Origin of the sequence: Corallococcus terminator (assembly GCF_003611635.1) — a bacterium.
Taxonomy (GTDB): Bacteria; Myxococcota; Myxococcia; order Myxococcales; family Myxococcaceae; genus Corallococcus; species Corallococcus terminator.
Window position 1 is genome coordinate 1 of the sequence record NZ_RAVZ01000214.1, and the last position, 17,176, is coordinate 17,176.

Consider the following 17,176-nt stretch of genomic DNA (forward strand, 5'->3'; position numbering starts at 1 on the left):
GCGTTCCGCCCCCGGGCCGCTATGGTGCGCGCCCTATGGCCCCGCGCTTTCCCACCCAGTTCGCCGACCTGCTCACCCCCAAGGGTCGTCGCATTCTCGAAGGTCGAGACTCCGAGACCTGCGGCGCGTTGTTGGACCCCACGCGTCCCTTCATCGCGCTGCAAGGCGTCATCGACGTGAAGAAGGCGTCCCAGGTCCGCGATGCGCTGGATGCGGCGATGCGCGACACGCTGGTGACGATGGAGGACCCCATCCCGGAGGACTCCATCTCCGGCATGGTGGAGAACTACACGGAGGCGCTGCCCAAGACGGTGCGCGTCCGCACCGCGCTGCTGGAGAGCCGGCGCTCGCGTTCGTGGCGCGCGGCGGAGGCCCTGGGGCTGGTAACGCTGCTGCGCTCGGACACGTTCGCGGGCTTCGCGGCGGCGGTGAGCGGCCGGGCACTCAAGCGCGGCTGGGGCATCCAGACGCTCTGCTACAGCCCCGGTGACTACACGGGCCCCCACACCGACCACCACCCGGAAGAGGACGACGCGCGCCACGGCTACGTGGACATGCACGTCAGCCTGACGATGCCCGCCGTGGACCACCAGTACCTCGTGTACGCGAAGGACGGGCACTTCTCCGAACTGACCAAGGTCAGCACCGTGGGCGGCATCACCGTGTACCGGCTGCCCTTCTGGCACTACACGACGCCGCTCGTCGCGAAGAAGGCCCGCGAGGAGGCCGCCCGCCGCTGGGTGCTCCTGGGCACCTTCCTGGACGCCGGGCCGAAGACGCGTGCCTCCTCCACCATCCTGCCGGCGGGCGCACGCCTGCCTGTCCAGGGAACGACAGTGGAACGTGGCACGGAGGCCGGACGGCGTTAGCGTGCCGGGCCCATGAGCCCCACCGACACCGACAAGCAGGCCGGAGACCTCCTCCAGTACATCGACGCGTCGCCCACGCCGTATCACGCGGTGCGGGAGACGGCGCGCCGCCTCACCGACGCGGGCTACCGCGCGCTCGACGAACGCGAGTCCTGGTCCCTCAAGCCCGGGGACAAGGTCTTCGTCGTGCGCGGCGACACGAGCATCGCCGCCTTCCAGCTTGGCACGAAGCCCGTGGATGCCACCGGCTTCCGGCTGGTGGGCTCGCACACGGACTCGCCCAACCTGCGCCTCAAGCCGAACGCGCCCCTCAACCGCCACGGCTACCAGCAGCTCGGCGTTGAAATCTACGGCGGGGTGCTCCTGCACACGTGGCTGGACCGCGACCTGTCGCTCGCGGGCCGCGTGGTGGTGCTGAAGAACGGCCGCCCCGAACACCACCTGGTGGATTTCCGCCGGCCGCTGTTGCGCGTGCCCAACCTGGCCATCCACCTGAACCGCGCCGTCAACAGCGAGGGCCTGAAGCTCAACGCGCAGGAGCACATGGTGCCGGTGCTGGGCCTGGAGAGCGCGGGCCCCGCGGAGCTGCGCGCGCTGCTCGTGGAGGAGCTGGCGAAAGAGGGCGTGACGGCGGCCGCGGACGACATCCTGGGCTACGACCTGTGCCTCTACGACGTGCAGCCCTCCACGCGTTCAGGCCTGCACGGCGAGTTCCTTCACGCGCCCCGCCTGGACAACCTGGCGTCCTGCCACACCGGCCTCACCGCGCTCCTGTCGCCGGGCGGCCCGCGCGAGGCCACCTGCGGCGTGGTGCTCTACGACCATGAGGAGTGCGGCAGCCGCAGCGCGCAGGGCGCCGCGTCGCCGTTCCTGAAGGACCTGCTGGAGCGCATCGTCCAGGGCCACGCGGACGGCCGCGCGGACGCGTTCCACCGCGCCATCCGCCGCTCGTTCATGGTGAGCGCGGACATGGCGCACGCGGTGCACCCCAACTACCCGTCGATGCACGAACCCAAGCACCAGCCGCAGTTGGGCGGTGGCCCGGTCATCAAGACCAACGTGAACCAGTCCTACGCGACGGACGGCGAGTCGTGGGCGCACTTCGCCGCGCTGTGCAAGGAGGCGGGTGTCACGCCCCAGCACTTCGTCACCCGCACGGACCTGGGCTGCGGCAGCACCATTGGCCCCATCACCGCGGGGCAGTTGGGCATCCGCACGGTGGACGTGGGCAACCCCATGCTGTCCATGCACTCCATCCGGGAGATGGCCGCCGCGTCCGACGTGGCCCGCATGGTGGCGGTGCTGACGCGCTTCTTCGCCTGAGCCCCGGCGCGGGCCGCGCCTGAAACAAAAGGAAGAGGCGGGCCCGGTTTCGACACCGGACCCGCCTCGGATTGCTTCAGGAAGCTTTCGTGAAGACTAGTTCACGCCGACCGCGGTCCAGGCGTCCTTGACCTTCTGGACCTGGTTGGAGTCCGCGCCGTACAGGTCCGTGGCGGACTTGATGGTGGCCTCGCGGGCCTGGGCGAACGTCGTCTTCGGGGTCATGTACGTGGTGAGGGCGCGGCCGAAGATCTTCAGGCCGTCCTCCATGCCGACGCCGCCCTTCACTTCCAGGCCGGAGGTGCGGTTCTTGCCACCCTCCACCAGGAGGTAGAAGGCGTTGTTGGAGATGCCGCTGGAGCCGTGCACCTCCGTCTGCTTCGGGTAGTTCTTGTAGTTGTCGACCGAGTACTTGTCCTTGGTCGGGTCGTTCATGTAGCGCAGGCCGTCATCCGGGTCGCCGTTCGTCGGCGTCCACGCGGCCTCGCCCACGGTCCAGTTCCACTTGGCCTCGGGGTTGTTCTGCGCCGCGTACCACTCCACGCCCGTGCCCATGATGTCGCTGAAGGACTCGTTCAGGCCACCGGACTCGCCGCTGTAGATGAGGCCGGCGGTGCGCTCGGTGAGGCCGTGCGCGATCTCGTGGCCGGCGATGTCCAGCGTGGTGAGCGGGCCGGCGTTCTTGCCGTCGCCGTCGCCGTAGCTCATCTTCTCGCCGTCCCAGAACGCGTTCACGTAGTTGTTCTTCACGTGCACGTAGCTGACGAGCTTCTCGCCCGCGCCGTCGATGGAGTCACGGCCCAGGACGTCCTTGAGGAAGTCGTAGGTCATGGCCGCGCCGTAGTGCGCGTCGATGCCGGCCTTGGCGCGCGCCGGGTCGGTGGCCTCGCCCCACTTGTCGTTGTCGTCGGTGATCTTCGTCTGGCCGCTGGCCGTGTTCGCGTTCTTCGCGTCGTAGGTCACCACGCCCTTGCCGCGCGTCGAGTCCTCCAGCGAGTACGTGCCGTCCGCGTTCTTCGTGGTCTTCAGGTCGACGTGACCGCTGTACATGGACTGGTCGTCCGCCTTGCCCACGGGGTCCGTGGGGGGAGGCGTGGTGCCCTTGCCCGTGACGGTCAGGCCCCAGGACTGCAGGGTGCCCGTGTCGCGCTTGGCCTTGTCCTCGACCGTGAGGGTCCAGTCGCCCTTGGCCGACTCACCCGCGAACGCGGACAGGTCGAAGGAGCCCTTCACGTCGTCCACGGAGCCGCCCTTGCGGCTCTGCACGACGGCCGTCTTGCCGGACGGGCTGGTCAGGCTGATGGTGAGGTCGCCGCTGAACGTGTGCTTGATGTCCAGGTCCAGCTTCAGCGAGTCAACCGTGATGTCGTTCGTGACGGTGACCTTCGACTCCGCCTTGCCCAGGTCCGGGATGGGCGCGTTCGGGGTCGCCAGCACCGTGGTCTGCTGGGTGTCCGCGGCCGCCGGGCGCGAGTAGCCGCCGATCTTGTTGAAGCTCTCCAGCACCTTCCCCGTGTTGGCGTCGATGATGTAGTTCTGCTTCTTGGGCTTCTCCTGGCCGGCGATCTGCGTCACTTCCACCTGGTAGGCCGAGTGGTACTTGCCGGCCTCGTCCTGGTAGATGACGCGCTCGGAAGAGGGCTGCTTGTCGGCCTTGCCGCCCAGCTCCTTCTTCGCGATGTCGATGGCCGCCTGCGGCGCCAGCTTCGGCTTCTGCGAACCCAGGCCCGCGGGGATGGGGTTCTGCTCGCCCGTGACGCTGGACACCTTGCCGTCCGTGCCCAGGTGGCTGATGAGCTGCTCACCGAACACCTTCACGCCCTCGTGCACGCGATCCAGGCGCACGTGCGTCATGCCCAGCTCGTCGCGCTCGACGCTCTTGGGCGCCAGCGTGGGGCCGGACTTGTTGGCCGCCAGCAGCGACGACGCCGTCAGGGGCGGGGTGAGGTGCTTGAGCGATGTCTGGATGGCCGCCTGGGCGTCCTTGCTGTCCAGCGCGAGGCGGCCCGGGGCCGCGCCCTGCGTCGACGACGTCGTCGGGGGCACGACGGCCGCGGCGGTGTTGGCACCCGCCACGCCCTTGACGGACTCGAAGCCGTCCTTCACGCGCAGCACGTTCTGCGCCTTCGCCGGGGCCTTCGCGGTCTCAGTGGTGGGACGGAGCGTTACGGGAGTCTGACCTTCGGTGCGGCGAATGCTCATGGGTCACTCACACTGCAAGGGGGATGAAGGATTCTCGCATGAGCCAACTTCAGAGTTTCCGATGGGTTGCGAAAGTTAACGCGTCTTCCCAGAAAACAATGAATACCGATGGTTGAGTTCCGGTGATTGCGTCAGTTGACACACCGATTTTACTTGCAGTTGGGGTCCCGCCCGACCCGAACTCCCGGAATCCCCGACGCAGTTCGTCACAAATGGAGTGTTTAATGGCATGAAAAAAGGCTGGAAATCTTTGGAAAAATCCGCCCTGGTGGAAAGCGGCCCTGGCGGGTGACGCGGTGAGGACTGATACACTGATGCATGGTTTCCCGGCCGGATGGGCGGGGGCTGGACCCTGGGGGGGTTGGCGCATGGAGCCTTGGATTCAGGAAACGACGGGGGAGCCACGGCTCCCGCTGCTGGCGGTGCAGGTGCCGCGTCGCAACTTCGAGGGATTGTTTCAATACGCGCTGCGGCCGTCGGGTTCGTTCGCCCAGGCGCTGCGGGACGTGGGGTACGACCCGGAAGCGGAGGAGGCGGAGGAGTACTTCCCCCTGGAGGTGTGGCGCGCGTCGCTGGCGGTGGCGCGGCGGCACGCGTGTCCGGGGCTGGGGAGCGAGGAGGCCAACCGCGTGCTGGGCCACCACTATGTGGAGGGCTTCGGGCAGACGCTGGTGGGGCGCATCTTCGCCACGGCGGCGCCGCTGTTGGGCGCGGAGCGGGTCCTGGCGCGGCTGCCCACGTACCTGCGCGCGGGGCGCGAGGACCTGAAGCTGATTCTGGAGGCGCGGCGCGCGCGCGAGTGGCGGGCCACGGTGCTGGACACGGATCCGCTGCCGGACTTCGTGGCGGGCGTGGTGGAGCAGGTGCTGCGCCGCACGCGGGTGCTGTCGCGCGTGGACGTGATGCGCGTGGCCACGAAGACCATCAGCGGCCTGTATGACGGCGCCACCACGCGCGAGCTGGACAGCCTGTCCATCCAGACCGCCGCGGCCCTCATCGTGGAGGAGCCCGAGTACGCCCGGCTCTCCGCGCGCCTGCTGTCCACCTTCATCCAGAAGGAGGTCAGCAACCAGGACATCCAGTCCTTCAGCCAGTCCGTCGCCGCAGGCCACAAGCACGGCCTCATCGCGGACCGCCTGCTCACCTTCGTCCAGGCCAACGCGCGCAAGCTCAACGCCGCCATCGACCCGGTCCGCAACGACCTCTTCGAGTACTTCGGCCTGCGCACCGTCTACGACCGCTATCTTCTGAAGAACCCGCAGACGCGCGAAGTGATTGAGACGCCGCAGGACTTCTTCCTGCGCGTGGCGTGCGCCATCTCCGGCGACAACGCGCGCGAGGCCATTGAGCTCTACCGCCTGTTCAGCTCGCTGGAGTACCTGCCCTCGTCCCCGACGCTGTTCAACTCCGGCACGCGCCACGAGCAGCTCTCCAGTTGCTTCCTCCTGGACTCGCCCGCGGACGACCTGGACGCCATCTACAAGAAGTATTCGGACATCGCGATGCTGTCGAAGTTCTCCGGCGGCATCGGCGTGGCCTACAGCCGCGTGCGCGCGCGGGGCTCGCTGATCAAGTCCACCAACGGGCACTCCAACGGCATCGTTCCCTGGCTCAAGACGCTGGACGCGTCCGTCGCGGCGGTGAACCAGGGCGGCAAGCGCAAGGGCGCGTGCTGCGTGTACCTGGAGACGTGGCACGCGGACATCGAGGACTTCCTCGAGCTGCGTGACAACACCGGCGACGAGGCCCGCCGCGCGCACAACCTGAACCTGGCCAACTGGGTGCCGGACCTCTTCATGCGCCGCGTGGAGGCCGACCAGGACTGGAGCCTCTTCGACCCGAAGTTCGTCCCCCACCTCACGGACCTCTACGGCGACGCCTTCGAAAAGGCCTACGCGGAGGCCGAAGCGCAGGGCCAGGCCGTGCGCAAGGTGAAGGCGCGCGACCTGTACGCCCGGATGATGAAGGTGCTCGCCCAGACGGGCAACGGCTGGATGACCTTCAAGGACACCTCCAACCGCAAGAGCAACCAGACGGGCCAGCCGGGCAACGTCATCCACCTGTCCAACCTGTGCACCGAAATCCTGGAGGTCACGAGCCAGGGTGAGACGGCCGTGTGCAACCTGGGTTCGCTCAACCTGGGCCGGATGGTGAAGGACGGGAAGTTCGACTTCGACACGCTGCGCGCCAACGCCCAGCTCGCCATCAAGCAGCTCGACCGCGTCATCGACCTCAACTACTACCCCATCACCACCGCCGCGGACTCCAACCGCCGCTGGCGCCCGGTGGGCCTGGGCCTGATGGGCCTCCAGGACGTCTTCTTCCAACTGCGCCTGCCCTTCGACTCCGTGGAGGCGCGCAACCTGTCCAAGAAGATCTCCGAGGAGATCTACTACGCGGCGCTCGTCACCTCGTCGGACCTGGCGGAGCAGTTCGGCGCCCACGCCTCCTTCCCGGAGACGCGCGCGGCGAAGGGCGAGCTCCAGTTCGATAGCTGGGGCGTCGTCCCGGAGGACACGCTGCGCTGGGACGCGCTGCGCTCGCGCATCATGAAGGTGGGCCTGCGCAACTCGCTGATGATCGCCATCGCGCCCACGGCCACCATCGCGTCCATCGCCGGCTGCTACGAGTGCATCGAGCCGCAGGTGTCCAACCTCTTCAAGCGCGAGACGCTGTCGGGCGACTTCCTCCAGGTGAACCGCTACCTGGTGCGCGACCTGCAGCAGCTCAACCTGTGGAACGAGTCCACGCGCAACCGCATCAAGATGGCCGAAGGCAGCGTGCAGGACCTCACGGAGCTGCCGGAGGAGCTGCGCGCCATCTACCGCACCGCCTGGGAAGTCCCCATGCGCTCGCTGCTGGACATGGGCGCGGACCGCGGCGCCTTCATCGACCAGAGCCAGTCGCTCAACCTCTTCGTGGAGACGCCGAACATCGGGAAGCTGTCCTCGATGTACTTCTACGCGTGGCAGAAGGGGCTGAAGACCACGTATTACATGCGCTCGCGTCCGGCGACCCGCATCGCCAAGACGACCGTGAACCAGGGCGGGCAGACCTTCACCGCCACCCCCACGCCCGCCCCCGTGCAGGCGGCAGCGCAGACCGTGACCGCGGAAGCCGAAGCGGTGGCGTGCTCGCTGGAGAACCCCGAGGCCTGCGAGGCGTGCCAGTAGTTCCCGGCATGCCCCGTCGTCCCCTGCCCCATCCGTCGCCCGTGCCGTCCTTGTAAGGGAGTGCCGAAGAAATGCTGCTCGATCCGGGAATGAACCTGACGCTGCGCCCCATGGCGTATCCCGTCTTCTTCGAGATGTACCGCAACGCCATCAAGAACACCTGGACGGTGGAGGAGATCGACTTCTCCACGGACCTGGTGGACCTGCGCTCGAAGATGACGGACGCGGAGCGTCACCTCATCCACCGGCTGGTGGCCTTCTTCGCCACGGGCGACTCCATCGTCGGCAACAACCTGGTGCTCAACCTCTACAAGCACCTGAACGCGCCCGAAGCGCGCATGTACCTGTCGCGCCAGCTCTACGAAGAGGCCCTGCACGTCCAGTTCTACCTGACGCTGCTGGACAGCTACATGCCGGACCCCGCCGAGCGCGCGAAGGCGTTCGCGGCGGTGGACAACATCCCGTCCATCCAGCGCAAGGCGCGCTTCTGCATGAAGTGGATGGACAGCATCCAGTCCATGGACCAGACGCGCTCGCGTTCGGACCGGCGCCAGTTCCTGCTGAACCTCATCTGCTTCGCCGGCTGCATCGAAGGCCTCTTCTTCTTCGCGGCCTTCGCGTACGTGTACTTCCTGCGCAGCAAGGGCCTGCTGAATGGACTTGCCGCGGGCACCAACTGGGTGTTCCGCGACGAGAGCGCCCACATGGCGTTCGCGTTCGAAGCCATCCAGACGGTGCGCAAGGAGGAGCCGGACCTCTTCGACGCGACCCTGGAGCGCGACGTGGTGCAGATGCTCCGTGAGGCCGTGGAGTGCGAGACGCAGTTCGCCCAGGACGTGCTGGGCGGCGGCGTGATGGGCCTGTCGGTGCAGGAGATGCGCGGCTACCTGGAGTACGTGGCCGACCAGCGCCTCCAGATGCTGGGCATGTCCCCCATCTTCCACACCAAGAACCCGCTGCACTTCATGGACCTGCAGGACGTGCAGGAGCTCACCAACTTCTTCGAGCGCCGCGTGTCGTCCTACCAGGTGGGCGTGGGCGTGGGCGCCGCGAACGACGTGGTCTTCGACGCCGCCTTCTAGCCACTCCTCCCCTGCCTCAAGCGAGAAAGCCGTGCCCCGCTCTCATGCGAGGCACGGCTTTCGTGCGTCAGGCGCCTTCAACCGCGGGCTAGACGGGGTGCTCGATGTCGCGCTCGCCCAGCCGCTGACGACGCTCGCCTTCCAGCGACTGCTCCGCGCGCGTGGCGGAGATCTGCACGGCCGGCCGGTTCACCAGGCGGTACACCGCCGAAGCGAAGGCCGCGCCCAACAGGGGGGCGATGATGAACATCCAAAGCTGCCCCAGCGCGGCGCCTCCGGAGAAGAGCGCCGGGCCCAGGCTGCGCGCCGGATTCACCGACGTGTTGGTGATGGGGATGCCCACCAGGTGGATGAGCGTCAGCACGAGGCCAATGGCGACGCCCGCGAAGCCCACCGGCGCGCGCGAATCCGTGGCGCCCAGCACGGTCAGCACCAGCAGGAAGGTGAGCGCCACCTCCGCGAGGAAGGCCGCGCCACCGCCGTAGCCTTCCGGCGAAGCGGCCCCGTAGCCGTTGCTGCCCAGGCCCTCCGCGCCCGCGGAGTACCCGCCCGGCGCGCCCTTCGCGATGAGCAGCACCAGCCCCGCCGCGAGGATGGCCCCCACGCACTGCGCGATGATGTAGCCAGCGACATGGCGCTTGTCGAACTTGCCCGCCATCAACAGGCCCACCGTCACCGCGGGGTTCACGTGACAGCCGGAGATGGGGCCAATCGTGTAGACCATCGCGAGCAGCGACAGTCCGAAGGCGAACGACACGCCCAGGAAGCCGATGCGGTCGCCCGCCAGCACCGCCGCTCCCACGCCGCCGAGCACCAGCACGAAGGTGCCCACCGCCTCCGCCATGTACTTCTGCATCGCATCGCCGCCGACGGGTGCTGCCCGAGCGGCCCTCACTGTCTCTTCTCGCATGCGCAGCCTCCTCACGCAGTCAGGGGCCGCGCGGTTCCGGGAGGTTTCCCAGACAACGCAAGCCTTCCCACGGCGTCATGGTTGTCCCAGGAGATGCTGCGCATGCATGCGCGCCCCACCACGCGCACGCGTTCCACATGGTCGGACAGCGGCGCATGGCTTTGGCCCCCGGCGTCCTGAAGCCCCCACCCTCCGGGGACGGACGCCCAGGCAGTCAACGGCCCGCGCTCGGCCCTACGCGTTCTTCCACACCCCGACGAACGGCAGGTTCCGGTACTTCTCCCCGTAGTCCAGGCCGTACCCGACGACGAACTTGTCCTCGATGACGAAGCCCTTGTAGTCGATGTTCACCTTGGTGCGCGCGCGAGCGGGCTTCTCCAGGAGCGAGCACAGCTTCAGCGACGCGGGGTGACGCGCCTGGAGGTTCTCCAGGAGGAACGTCATCGTGAGCCCCGTATCGATGATGTCCTCGATGACGAGCAGGTGCTTGCCCGCCATGGGCTTGGACACGTCCGTGGTGATGCGCACCTCGCCCGTGGACTCCGTGCCGCCGTGGTAGCTGGACACGCCCAGGAACTCGAGCGTGAGCGGCAGGTCGATGGCGCGCGACAGGTCGATGGCGAAGTACGCGGAGCCCTTGAGCACGCAGATGAGCGTCAGCTCCTTGCCCTGGTAGTCGCGGGTAATCGCCGCGCCCAGCTCCTTCACACGCGCCTGCACCGCCTCCTCGGAGATGAGGACGTCGACATCCTTCTCGTGGAACGTCACCGGGAACTCCCTTGTCTACACATAGGCGTTGTTCATGATCTCCCCGAAGCCGCCGCCGCCGGGGACGATGTACTGCCGGTCATCCAGGCCCCGCTCCTTGTCCCAGAGCAGGCCCGGCGCGGTGCCGAACACCTCCGGCGGAGACAGACCCCGGTCCAGCCGGAGCGCGTAGATGATGACGTCCGGGTGTTCCTTCGTCATCCGGCGCAGGTACTCCGGCGTGACGATGAGGTTCAACGTGATGATGCGCCGGGGCGTCCCGGGCACCTTCGTCTTGTAGAGCGAGATCGCCGTGGACAGGCTGCCGCCCGTGGCCCCCATGGGGTCCGGGAAGAGGACGAACGCATCATCGATGTCGCCGCCAATCTTCGCGCCGCCAATCTCCGAGCCCACCACCGCCTGGGCCGCGTCGATCATCCGACTCATGATGATGTGGTCCTGCCGCACGAGCGACGGGTCCACCGTGAAGTTGAGCAGGTCGTACGTCACCTGCGACGGCAGCGTGCCCGCCCGCGCGATGTTCACCGTCACCACGCGCAACTGCGGGTCCACCACCTCGCCCTGGTAGATGCCCAGGGGTGTGGAGTCGATCATCCGCGTGGGGATGGTCACCATCTTGCGCGGGAACTCCGCGTTGATGACCGTCTTCACCAGGTCCGCGTAGAGCTGCTCCACCAGCCGGTTGATCTGCGGCTGCAGCGTGCCCTTGGCGCACAGGGTGGCCAGTTGCGACAGGAGAAACGGATTTCCCACCAGATGGACGTGCGGCCCATAGTGGTGGGTCATCTCGTTCATCCGGAACGGCACGTTCGCGTACAGGGTGTCCCGCATCGGGCTTCAGCTCCAGGCGAAGGAAACAGCGGACCGCCCCTTCCACGGGGCCATCCGCCAGGGGTTCAGTCGAACAGCTTCAGCGTCTGCGGGGGGCTCGCCTCGGTGGGTTCGGGCACATGACACTTGCGGCACCGGGGCTCGTACTCGCCCGCCGCACCCACCACCACCCGCTCCCCGCTTCCAATGATGCGCTGCGAGCGATTGGCCGGATTCCCACACACCGCGCAGATGGCCAGCTCCTTCGTGACGTACTCGGCCACCGCCATCAATTGCGGCATCGGTTCGAAGGGGCGGCCCTGGTAGTCCTGGTCCAGGCCCGCGCAGATGACGCGCACGCCCTTGTGGGCGAGCGCCTCGCACACCTGCACCACCTCTCCGCCAAAGAACTGCACCTCGTCGATTCCCACCACCTGGATGTCGGATGGCAGGTGACGGAAAATTTCTTCAGCCCTTTCGACCGGGAGGGACGTCAATTTCAACTGGCTGTGGCTCACCACCTGCGTCTCGTCGTACCGGTTGTCGATGCGCGGTTTGAACACGCGCACCTTCTGCCGGCCGTACAGCGCGCGCTTGACGCGGCGGATCAACTCCTCCGTCTTGCCGGAGAACATCGAGCCGCAGATGACCTCTATCCACCCGATATCTTTGGGAAACTGATGCAATGGGCGCTCGTCGGGGAGGGTCTGGAACGGGGCCAATCTCGGGCACCCACCCCTTCCCGTCAATTTCGTTTCCGGCCTGCCAACCCCCCATTCGTCCCTGCCTGCCCGGCTGCTTCCAGGAAGCCCCGGAAGCCTTGGCAAGCGAATTGAATAGGGAGTCCCCCGGGCAGCATGGACGGGACCAGGGGGTAGGGCGTGGCGGCGACGGCGAATCAGATGCAGGTGGGGTCGTGGACGCAGGGTGCTTCTTTCTACATGTCGCCCGCGTCGGTGGCGTTGTTGATGCTGAACCTGTTGGACGGGCTCTTCACCCTGCTCTTCCTGCAACTGGGAGTGGCGGAGGAGCTCAACCCGGTGATGCGCGTGGCGTACGAGCAGTCACCGCTGGTGTTCATGTTCTCCAAGCTGCTCATCGTGAACGCGGGCCTGTGCCTGCTGTGCCTGCACCGCAAGCTCAAGGCGAGCCGGTTCGCCATCCGCGCGGGCGCCGTGGTGTACGCCATCATCGTGGTCTACCACCTGGCGTTCCTCGCTCACCTGGTGAGTCACTGGCCCTTCGGGGCTTGAGTCGGCCCTCCCAGTGAACGCTCACCCGGTGCGTCGGGTCGGGGGTGCTTGCTTTTCACCTCCGGTCTGTCCCAGGCTTCCCCATAGCTCGGGCCTTTCAGGTTCGGGGGGGACCATGAACATCACCGACGTCCGGGTGTTTCCGGTCGAAGAGGACAAGCTCAAGGCGTACGTCACCATCACCTTGGATCACTGCTTCGTCGTGCGCGACTTGAAGGTGATCCACGGCTCCACCGGGCTCTTCATCGCGATGCCCGCGAAGAAACGGAAGGACGGGACATACAAGGACATCGCCCATCCGCTGAACGCGGACACTCGCAGCCAGATGGAGCGGGTCATCCTCATTGAGTACGAGAAACACCTTCACCAGGCGCAGACAGGGACGCTTGCTCCCGTGGCTGCGGAACTCGACTAAGCTTCTTCCCTTCGCCGCGCGCACGGGTTAGTCAGCGCCCCCATGCAGCCGCGTGACTTCAAGGTGTTCGCCGGGAACTCGAACCCGGCGTTGGCGCATCGCATCTGCGAGTATCTCCAGCGCCCGTTGGGCAAGGCGGTCGTGGACACCTTCTCCGACGGGGAGATCCACGTGGAGATCGGCGAGAACGTGCGGGGACAGGACGTCTTCATCGTCCAGTCCACCTGCCCGCCGACAAACCACCACCTGATGGAACTGCTCATCATGTGCGACGCGCTCAAGCGGGCGAGCGCCGGCTCCATCACCGCGGTGATGCCGTACTACGGCTACGCGCGGCAGGACCGGAAGGTGGCCGCCCGCACACCCATCACCGCCAAGCTGGTGGCGGACATGCTGGAGGTGGCGGGCGTCAACCGGGTGGTGTCCATGGACATGCACGCGGGGCAGATCCAGGGCTTCTTCAACATGCCCTCGGATCACCTGTATGGCTCGCCGGTGTTCCTGGAGGACATGCGCAAGCGCTTCCCGGAATTGAGCGACGTCGTCATCGTCAGCCCGGACGCGGGCGGCGTGGAGCGCGCACGTGCCTACTCCAAGCGCCTGGACACGGGCCTGGCCATCATCGACAAGCGCCGGCCGCGCGCGAACGCGTCGGAGGTGATGAACCTCATTGGCGACGTGATGGGCAAGGACGCCATCCTGGTGGACGACATGGTGGACACCGCGGGCACGCTCGCGCAGGCGGCCGCCGCGCTGAAGAACAAGGGCGCGCGCCGGGTGCTGGCCTACGCCGTCCACCCCATCCTGTCCGGCCCCGCCATCCAGCGCATCACCGACTCCGTGCTCGAAGAGGTCGTCTTCACGGACACGGTGCCGCTTTCGCCCAGCGCCAAGGCGTGCCCGAAGATTCGCGCGCTGCACACCGACGCGCTCTTCGGTGAGGCCATCGCGCGCATCCACCGCGCGGACTCGCTGAGCTCTCTGTTCGTCTGAACCGCGCCGGGTGACGGGTGGCTTGACGCCGCCCCCCTCCGGCTGGCATGTCCGGCCCCCTCTGCCGGTTCAACGGGCTTCACGGCCCGGGCGCCGTCTTCGGGGCCCGCCATGGTGGCGGGATGCCGAGGGCGCCCTGACGAACCGGTCGCACCCGCAGTCCCCACTGAAAAGAGCTTCCTCCATGGCCACCGACAAGAGCATCCTTGAAGCCTCCGCGCGTGAAGGTTCCGGCAAGGGCGCCGCCCGCCGCCTGCGCGCCAAGGGTCAGATCCCCGCGGTCGTCTACGGCAAGCACCTGAAGACGCCGCTGCACATCTCCGTGGACCCCAAGGCCATCCGCACGGCCATCAACACCCCGGCCAAGCTCAACACGCTGATCCAGATCAAGCTGGGCTCGGGCGGCGAGCAGGTGCTGCTGAAGGATTACCAGATGGACCCGCTCACCCGGGACATCCTGCACGCGGACTTCATCGCGGTGCGCGACACGGACCAGGTGAAGGTCAACCTGCCCGTCATCCTCACGGGCAAGGCCGCGGGCGTGCTGGACGGCGGCCTGCTCTCGCAGATCCGCCGCAACCTGGAGGTCTGGGCGCTCCCCACCGGCATCCCGCTCCAGATTGAAGTGGACGTCACCAACCTGAAGATCAACGAAGCCATTCACGTGAACGACCTCAAGCTGCCCGAGGGCGTGTCGGTGAAGACGAACGTCAACTACACCATCGCGGTCCTCGCGGCGCCGGAAGCGGCGGAAGTGGCGGCCCCGGCGGCCATCACCTCCGCGGCGCCTGCCGCTGCGGCGGGCAAGGCGGCGGACCCCAAGGCGGCCGACGCGAAGGCCCCCGCGGCCGCTGCCAAGGCCCCGGCGAAGAAGTAGTCCTTCTCCACCGTTCCTTGTTTCCTCGCGGGGCGGGCCTGTTGAAGGGCCTGCCCCGCTGTCTTTACGGAGCCTTCCATGAAGCTCATCTGCGGGCTGGGCAACCCCGGGCGCGAGTACGAGCGCCACCGGCACAACATCGGCTTCATGGTGGTGGACGCGCTGCTCGCGCGTGCCCGCGCGGAGCTCACCCAGGACAAGTTCCAGGCGCGGGTGGGCCAGGGAAGCCTGGGCGGCGAGCGCATCCTGTTCGTGGAGCCGCAGACCTTCATGAACCTGTCGGGCCGTTCGGTCGCGGAGGCCGCGCGCTTCTACAAGGTGGATGTGCAGGACGTGCTCGTCATCCACGACGAGTTGGACCTGCCCTTCGGGCGGTTGCAGCTCAAGGCGGGCGGCGGCGCGGGCGGCCACAATGGCTTGAAGAGCATGGTGACCTGCCTGGGCGCGGACGCCTTCATCCGCGTGCGGGTGGGCATCGGCAAGCCGGAGGGCCCCAACGCCAAGGAGCGGGTGTCCGGCTACGTGCTCTCCAACTTCGACGACGGGGAGAAGCGGCAGTTGGAGGAGCTGATTGCCCGGGCGGCGGACATGACGGAGAGCTGGGTGCGCGACGGGCTCTCCACGGCGATGAACCGCCACAACCGCAAGGCCTGAGGGGCGGCAGGGCTGCCGGCCCCGGGGAAAGCACCCGGTCGGACGGCCCCTTCCCTGGCATTGCTTGACTTTCGCGAGGGGTGACACTTAGAAGCCCCCTCCTCCCCGTGTTGTTGAGCGGGAAAAGGCGCGGTGGTGACGGGCGCGCATGATTTCCCGTCCCCGGTGGTGGCCTTTCGAGGGCCTACAACCGTTTCCCCGCTCCCCGGATGGTCCGGGGGGCACTCGACCCCAAGGGGAGAGAAACATGGCTGAGACGCAGGCCGCCAAGCGGCTTCGTGAGTATGAGACCATCTTCCTGGTCAAGCCCGACCTGACCGATGACGCCGTGGACAAGCTCAAGGAGCGCGTCCGGGGCATCGTCGATCGCGAGCAGGGCAAGGTGCTGCGCTTCACGGTGTGGGGGAAGAAGAAGACCCTCTTCCCCGTGGCCAAGCAGCCTCGCGCCATCTACGTCCACACGAGCTTCCTGGGCAGCGGCAAGCTGGTGGCGGAGATCGAGCGCAACCTGCGCAACCTCGACGAGGTCACCCGGTACATCTCCGTGAAGATCGCGGACGAAGTGGACCCGGAGACGCGTCCGGTCCTCGAGGACCTGAAGCTGGCCGGTGACGTGGAGGAGACCCGTCCGGGTGCCCCCGCGGAGCGCGAGGGTGGCGGCTTCCGTGGTGCGGCCGAGGCCCCCGATTTCGTTGGCCCCGACGCGGAAGAGGATGCCCCCGAGGAGGCGTAAGCCTTCTTTTGGGTCCTTCCCTAAACCTTCCAGGAAACGAGAACGTTCATGAGCAACGGCATGGATAGCAAGGGCGCTGGCGGTTCCCGCGGCCCCGGTGGTGGTGGTGGCGGTGGCTACGGCGGCGGTTCGCGCGGTGGCGACCGTGGTGGTGACCGCGGCGGCGACCGCGGCGGCGATCGTGGCGACCGCGGCGGCATGGGTGGCGACGACGACAAGCGTGGTGGTCGTGGCTTCGGCCGCAAGAAGGTCTGCCGGTTCTGCGCGGAGAAGAACGCGTCGGTGGACTTCAAGGACCAGGCGACGCTGAAGTACTTCGTCACGGAGCGCGGCAAGATCATCCCCCGCCGCATCTCCGGCAACTGCGCGAAGCACCAGCGTGAGGTGGCGATCGCCATCAAGCGCGCCCGTGGCATCGCGCTCCTCCCCTACAACGCGGTCGTCGGCTAGCCGCCGGGTCCCCCAGGAGACTGAACATGAAGCTCATTCTGCGTGAGGACATCGACAATCTCGGCAAGTCCGGCGAGCTCGTCACGGTGAAGGACGGCTTCGGCCGGAATTTCCTTCTGCCGCGCAAGAAGGCGGTGCTGGCGAGCGAGCAGAACCTGCGCCAGTTGGAGCACGAGAAGTCCGTGCAGACCGCTCGCAGCGCCAAGCTCAAGGGCGTTGCCGACGAGCAGGCCAAGAAGCTTGGCGCCGTCAAGGTCACCATCAAGCGCAAGGTCGGCGACCAGGACAAGCTCTTCGGCTCTGTCACGGTGCTGGACATCGCCGAGGCGCTCGCCGCTCAGGGCCAGCAGGTGGATCGTCGCCAGTTGCACCTGGCCGACCCCATCAAGTCGCTGGGCAGCTACGACGTGGAGCTGCGCCTGCACCGCGAAGTGACGGCGAAGATCAAGGTCGACGTGGTGGCCGAGTAGTCCACCGCTTCACCTGACGTCGTTTCATGCGAAGGGGCCGTCCGGGAGACCGGGCGGCCCTTTTGCTTTGTCCCGGCACCTCTCCAGTCCGTTTCGCGCCGTCCCCGGTCCCGCCCACGGCATCCCACGGGTGGCCGAGCGCGAGGCGTGGGCATCTCCAGGGCAACCCCACCTGCTGGAGGTCCCTTCCGGAT

At 67.3% G+C, this 17,176-nt stretch carries 17 protein-coding genes; 12 read left to right on the plus strand and 5 right to left on the minus strand.

Features of this window, described 5'->3' with window-relative positions; genetic code table 11:
• Positions 1-35: 35 nt before the first annotated feature.
• Positions 36-869, plus strand: coding sequence for a hypothetical protein (locus D7V88_RS26560; RefSeq protein WP_120543427.1), 834 nt, complete (start codon positions 36-38; stop codon positions 867-869).
• A gap of 12 nt (positions 870-881) precedes the next feature.
• Positions 882-2,192 (plus strand): M18 family aminopeptidase, encoded by a 1,311-nt coding sequence (locus tag D7V88_RS26565; protein ID WP_120543428.1) that lies wholly within the window; start codon positions 882-884, stop codon positions 2,190-2,192.
• Between the two features lie 96 nt (positions 2,193-2,288).
• Here the strand turns inward: D7V88_RS26565 and D7V88_RS26570 are convergent, their stop codons facing one another.
• Positions 2,289-4,394, minus strand: a complete 2,106-nt coding sequence (locus D7V88_RS26570; RefSeq protein WP_120543429.1) for a M4 family metallopeptidase — start codon at positions 4,392-4,394, stop codon at positions 2,289-2,291.
• Positions 4,395-4,762: 368 nt separating this feature from the next.
• Here D7V88_RS26570 and D7V88_RS26575 point away from each other — a divergent pair, with 368 nt between their 5' ends.
• Together D7V88_RS26575 and D7V88_RS26580 are read left to right on the plus strand one after the other, a co-directional pair.
• Complete coding sequence (locus D7V88_RS26575; protein WP_120543430.1) at positions 4,763-7,567, plus strand: ribonucleoside-diphosphate reductase subunit alpha; 2,805 nt, start codon at positions 4,763-4,765, stop codon at positions 7,565-7,567.
• Between the two features lie 71 nt (positions 7,568-7,638).
• Positions 7,639-8,649, plus strand: a complete 1,011-nt coding sequence (locus D7V88_RS26580; RefSeq protein WP_120543431.1) for a ribonucleotide-diphosphate reductase subunit beta — start codon at positions 7,639-7,641, stop codon at positions 8,647-8,649.
• A gap of 88 nt (positions 8,650-8,737) precedes the next feature.
• Here the strand turns inward: D7V88_RS26580 and aqpZ are convergent, their stop codons facing one another.
• From aqpZ to D7V88_RS26600, 4 genes are all read right to left on the minus strand, one after another.
• A complete protein-coding gene (aqpZ, locus tag D7V88_RS26585; RefSeq protein WP_120543432.1) occupies positions 8,738-9,559 on the minus strand; it encodes an aquaporin Z in 822 nt (273 codons plus the stop codon).
• A 234-nt stretch (positions 9,560-9,793) separates the two neighbouring features.
• Positions 9,794-10,327, minus strand: coding sequence for a hypoxanthine phosphoribosyltransferase (hpt, locus tag D7V88_RS26590; RefSeq protein ID WP_120543433.1), 534 nt, complete (start codon positions 10,325-10,327; stop codon positions 9,794-9,796).
• A gap of 15 nt (positions 10,328-10,342) precedes the next feature.
• Positions 10,343-11,158: a uracil phosphoribosyltransferase gene (locus D7V88_RS26595; protein ID WP_120543434.1), complete on the minus strand. Its 816-nt coding sequence runs from the start codon at positions 11,156-11,158 to the stop codon at positions 10,343-10,345.
• A 65-nt stretch (positions 11,159-11,223) separates the two neighbouring features.
• The gene (locus D7V88_RS26600; protein WP_120543439.1) at positions 11,224-11,823 is read right to left on the minus strand and encodes a thymidine kinase; all 600 of its coding nucleotides are present in this window, start codon (positions 11,821-11,823) and stop codon (positions 11,224-11,226) included.
• A gap of 216 nt (positions 11,824-12,039) precedes the next feature.
• On the opposite strand from D7V88_RS26600, the gene D7V88_RS26605 reads away from it, so the two are divergent.
• From D7V88_RS26605 to rplI, 8 genes are all read left to right on the plus strand, one after another.
• On the plus strand, positions 12,040-12,390 hold the full coding sequence (locus D7V88_RS26605) for a DUF5658 family protein (RefSeq protein ID WP_120543440.1): 351 nt from the start codon (positions 12,040-12,042) through the stop codon (positions 12,388-12,390).
• Between the two features lie 115 nt (positions 12,391-12,505).
• The gene (gene spoVG / locus D7V88_RS26610) at positions 12,506-12,805 is read left to right on the plus strand and encodes a septation regulator SpoVG (RefSeq protein WP_120538064.1); all 300 of its coding nucleotides are present in this window, start codon (positions 12,506-12,508) and stop codon (positions 12,803-12,805) included.
• A gap of 42 nt (positions 12,806-12,847) precedes the next feature.
• A complete protein-coding gene (locus D7V88_RS26615) occupies positions 12,848-13,798 on the plus strand; it encodes a ribose-phosphate pyrophosphokinase (protein ID WP_120543435.1) in 951 nt (316 codons plus the stop codon).
• A gap of 184 nt (positions 13,799-13,982) precedes the next feature.
• On the plus strand, positions 13,983-14,675 hold the full coding sequence (locus D7V88_RS26620; protein WP_120543436.1) for a 50S ribosomal protein L25/general stress protein Ctc: 693 nt from the start codon (positions 13,983-13,985) through the stop codon (positions 14,673-14,675).
• A gap of 78 nt (positions 14,676-14,753) precedes the next feature.
• Positions 14,754-15,329 (plus strand): aminoacyl-tRNA hydrolase, encoded by a 576-nt coding sequence (pth, locus tag D7V88_RS26625; RefSeq protein WP_120543437.1) that lies wholly within the window; start codon positions 14,754-14,756, stop codon positions 15,327-15,329.
• 247 nt (positions 15,330-15,576) lie between these two features.
• On the plus strand, positions 15,577-16,062 hold the full coding sequence (gene rpsF / locus D7V88_RS26630) for a 30S ribosomal protein S6 (RefSeq protein WP_120538060.1): 486 nt from the start codon (positions 15,577-15,579) through the stop codon (positions 16,060-16,062).
• Positions 16,063-16,110: 48 nt separating this feature from the next.
• Entirely contained in the window at positions 16,111-16,512 is a 402-nt protein-coding gene (gene rpsR / locus D7V88_RS26635) for a 30S ribosomal protein S18 (protein ID WP_120538059.1), read from the plus strand.
• Positions 16,513-16,538: 26 nt separating this feature from the next.
• Positions 16,539-16,982 (plus strand): 50S ribosomal protein L9, encoded by a 444-nt coding sequence (gene rplI, locus D7V88_RS26640; protein WP_120543438.1) that lies wholly within the window; start codon positions 16,539-16,541, stop codon positions 16,980-16,982.
• The last annotated feature ends 194 nt before the right edge of the window (positions 16,983-17,176 follow it).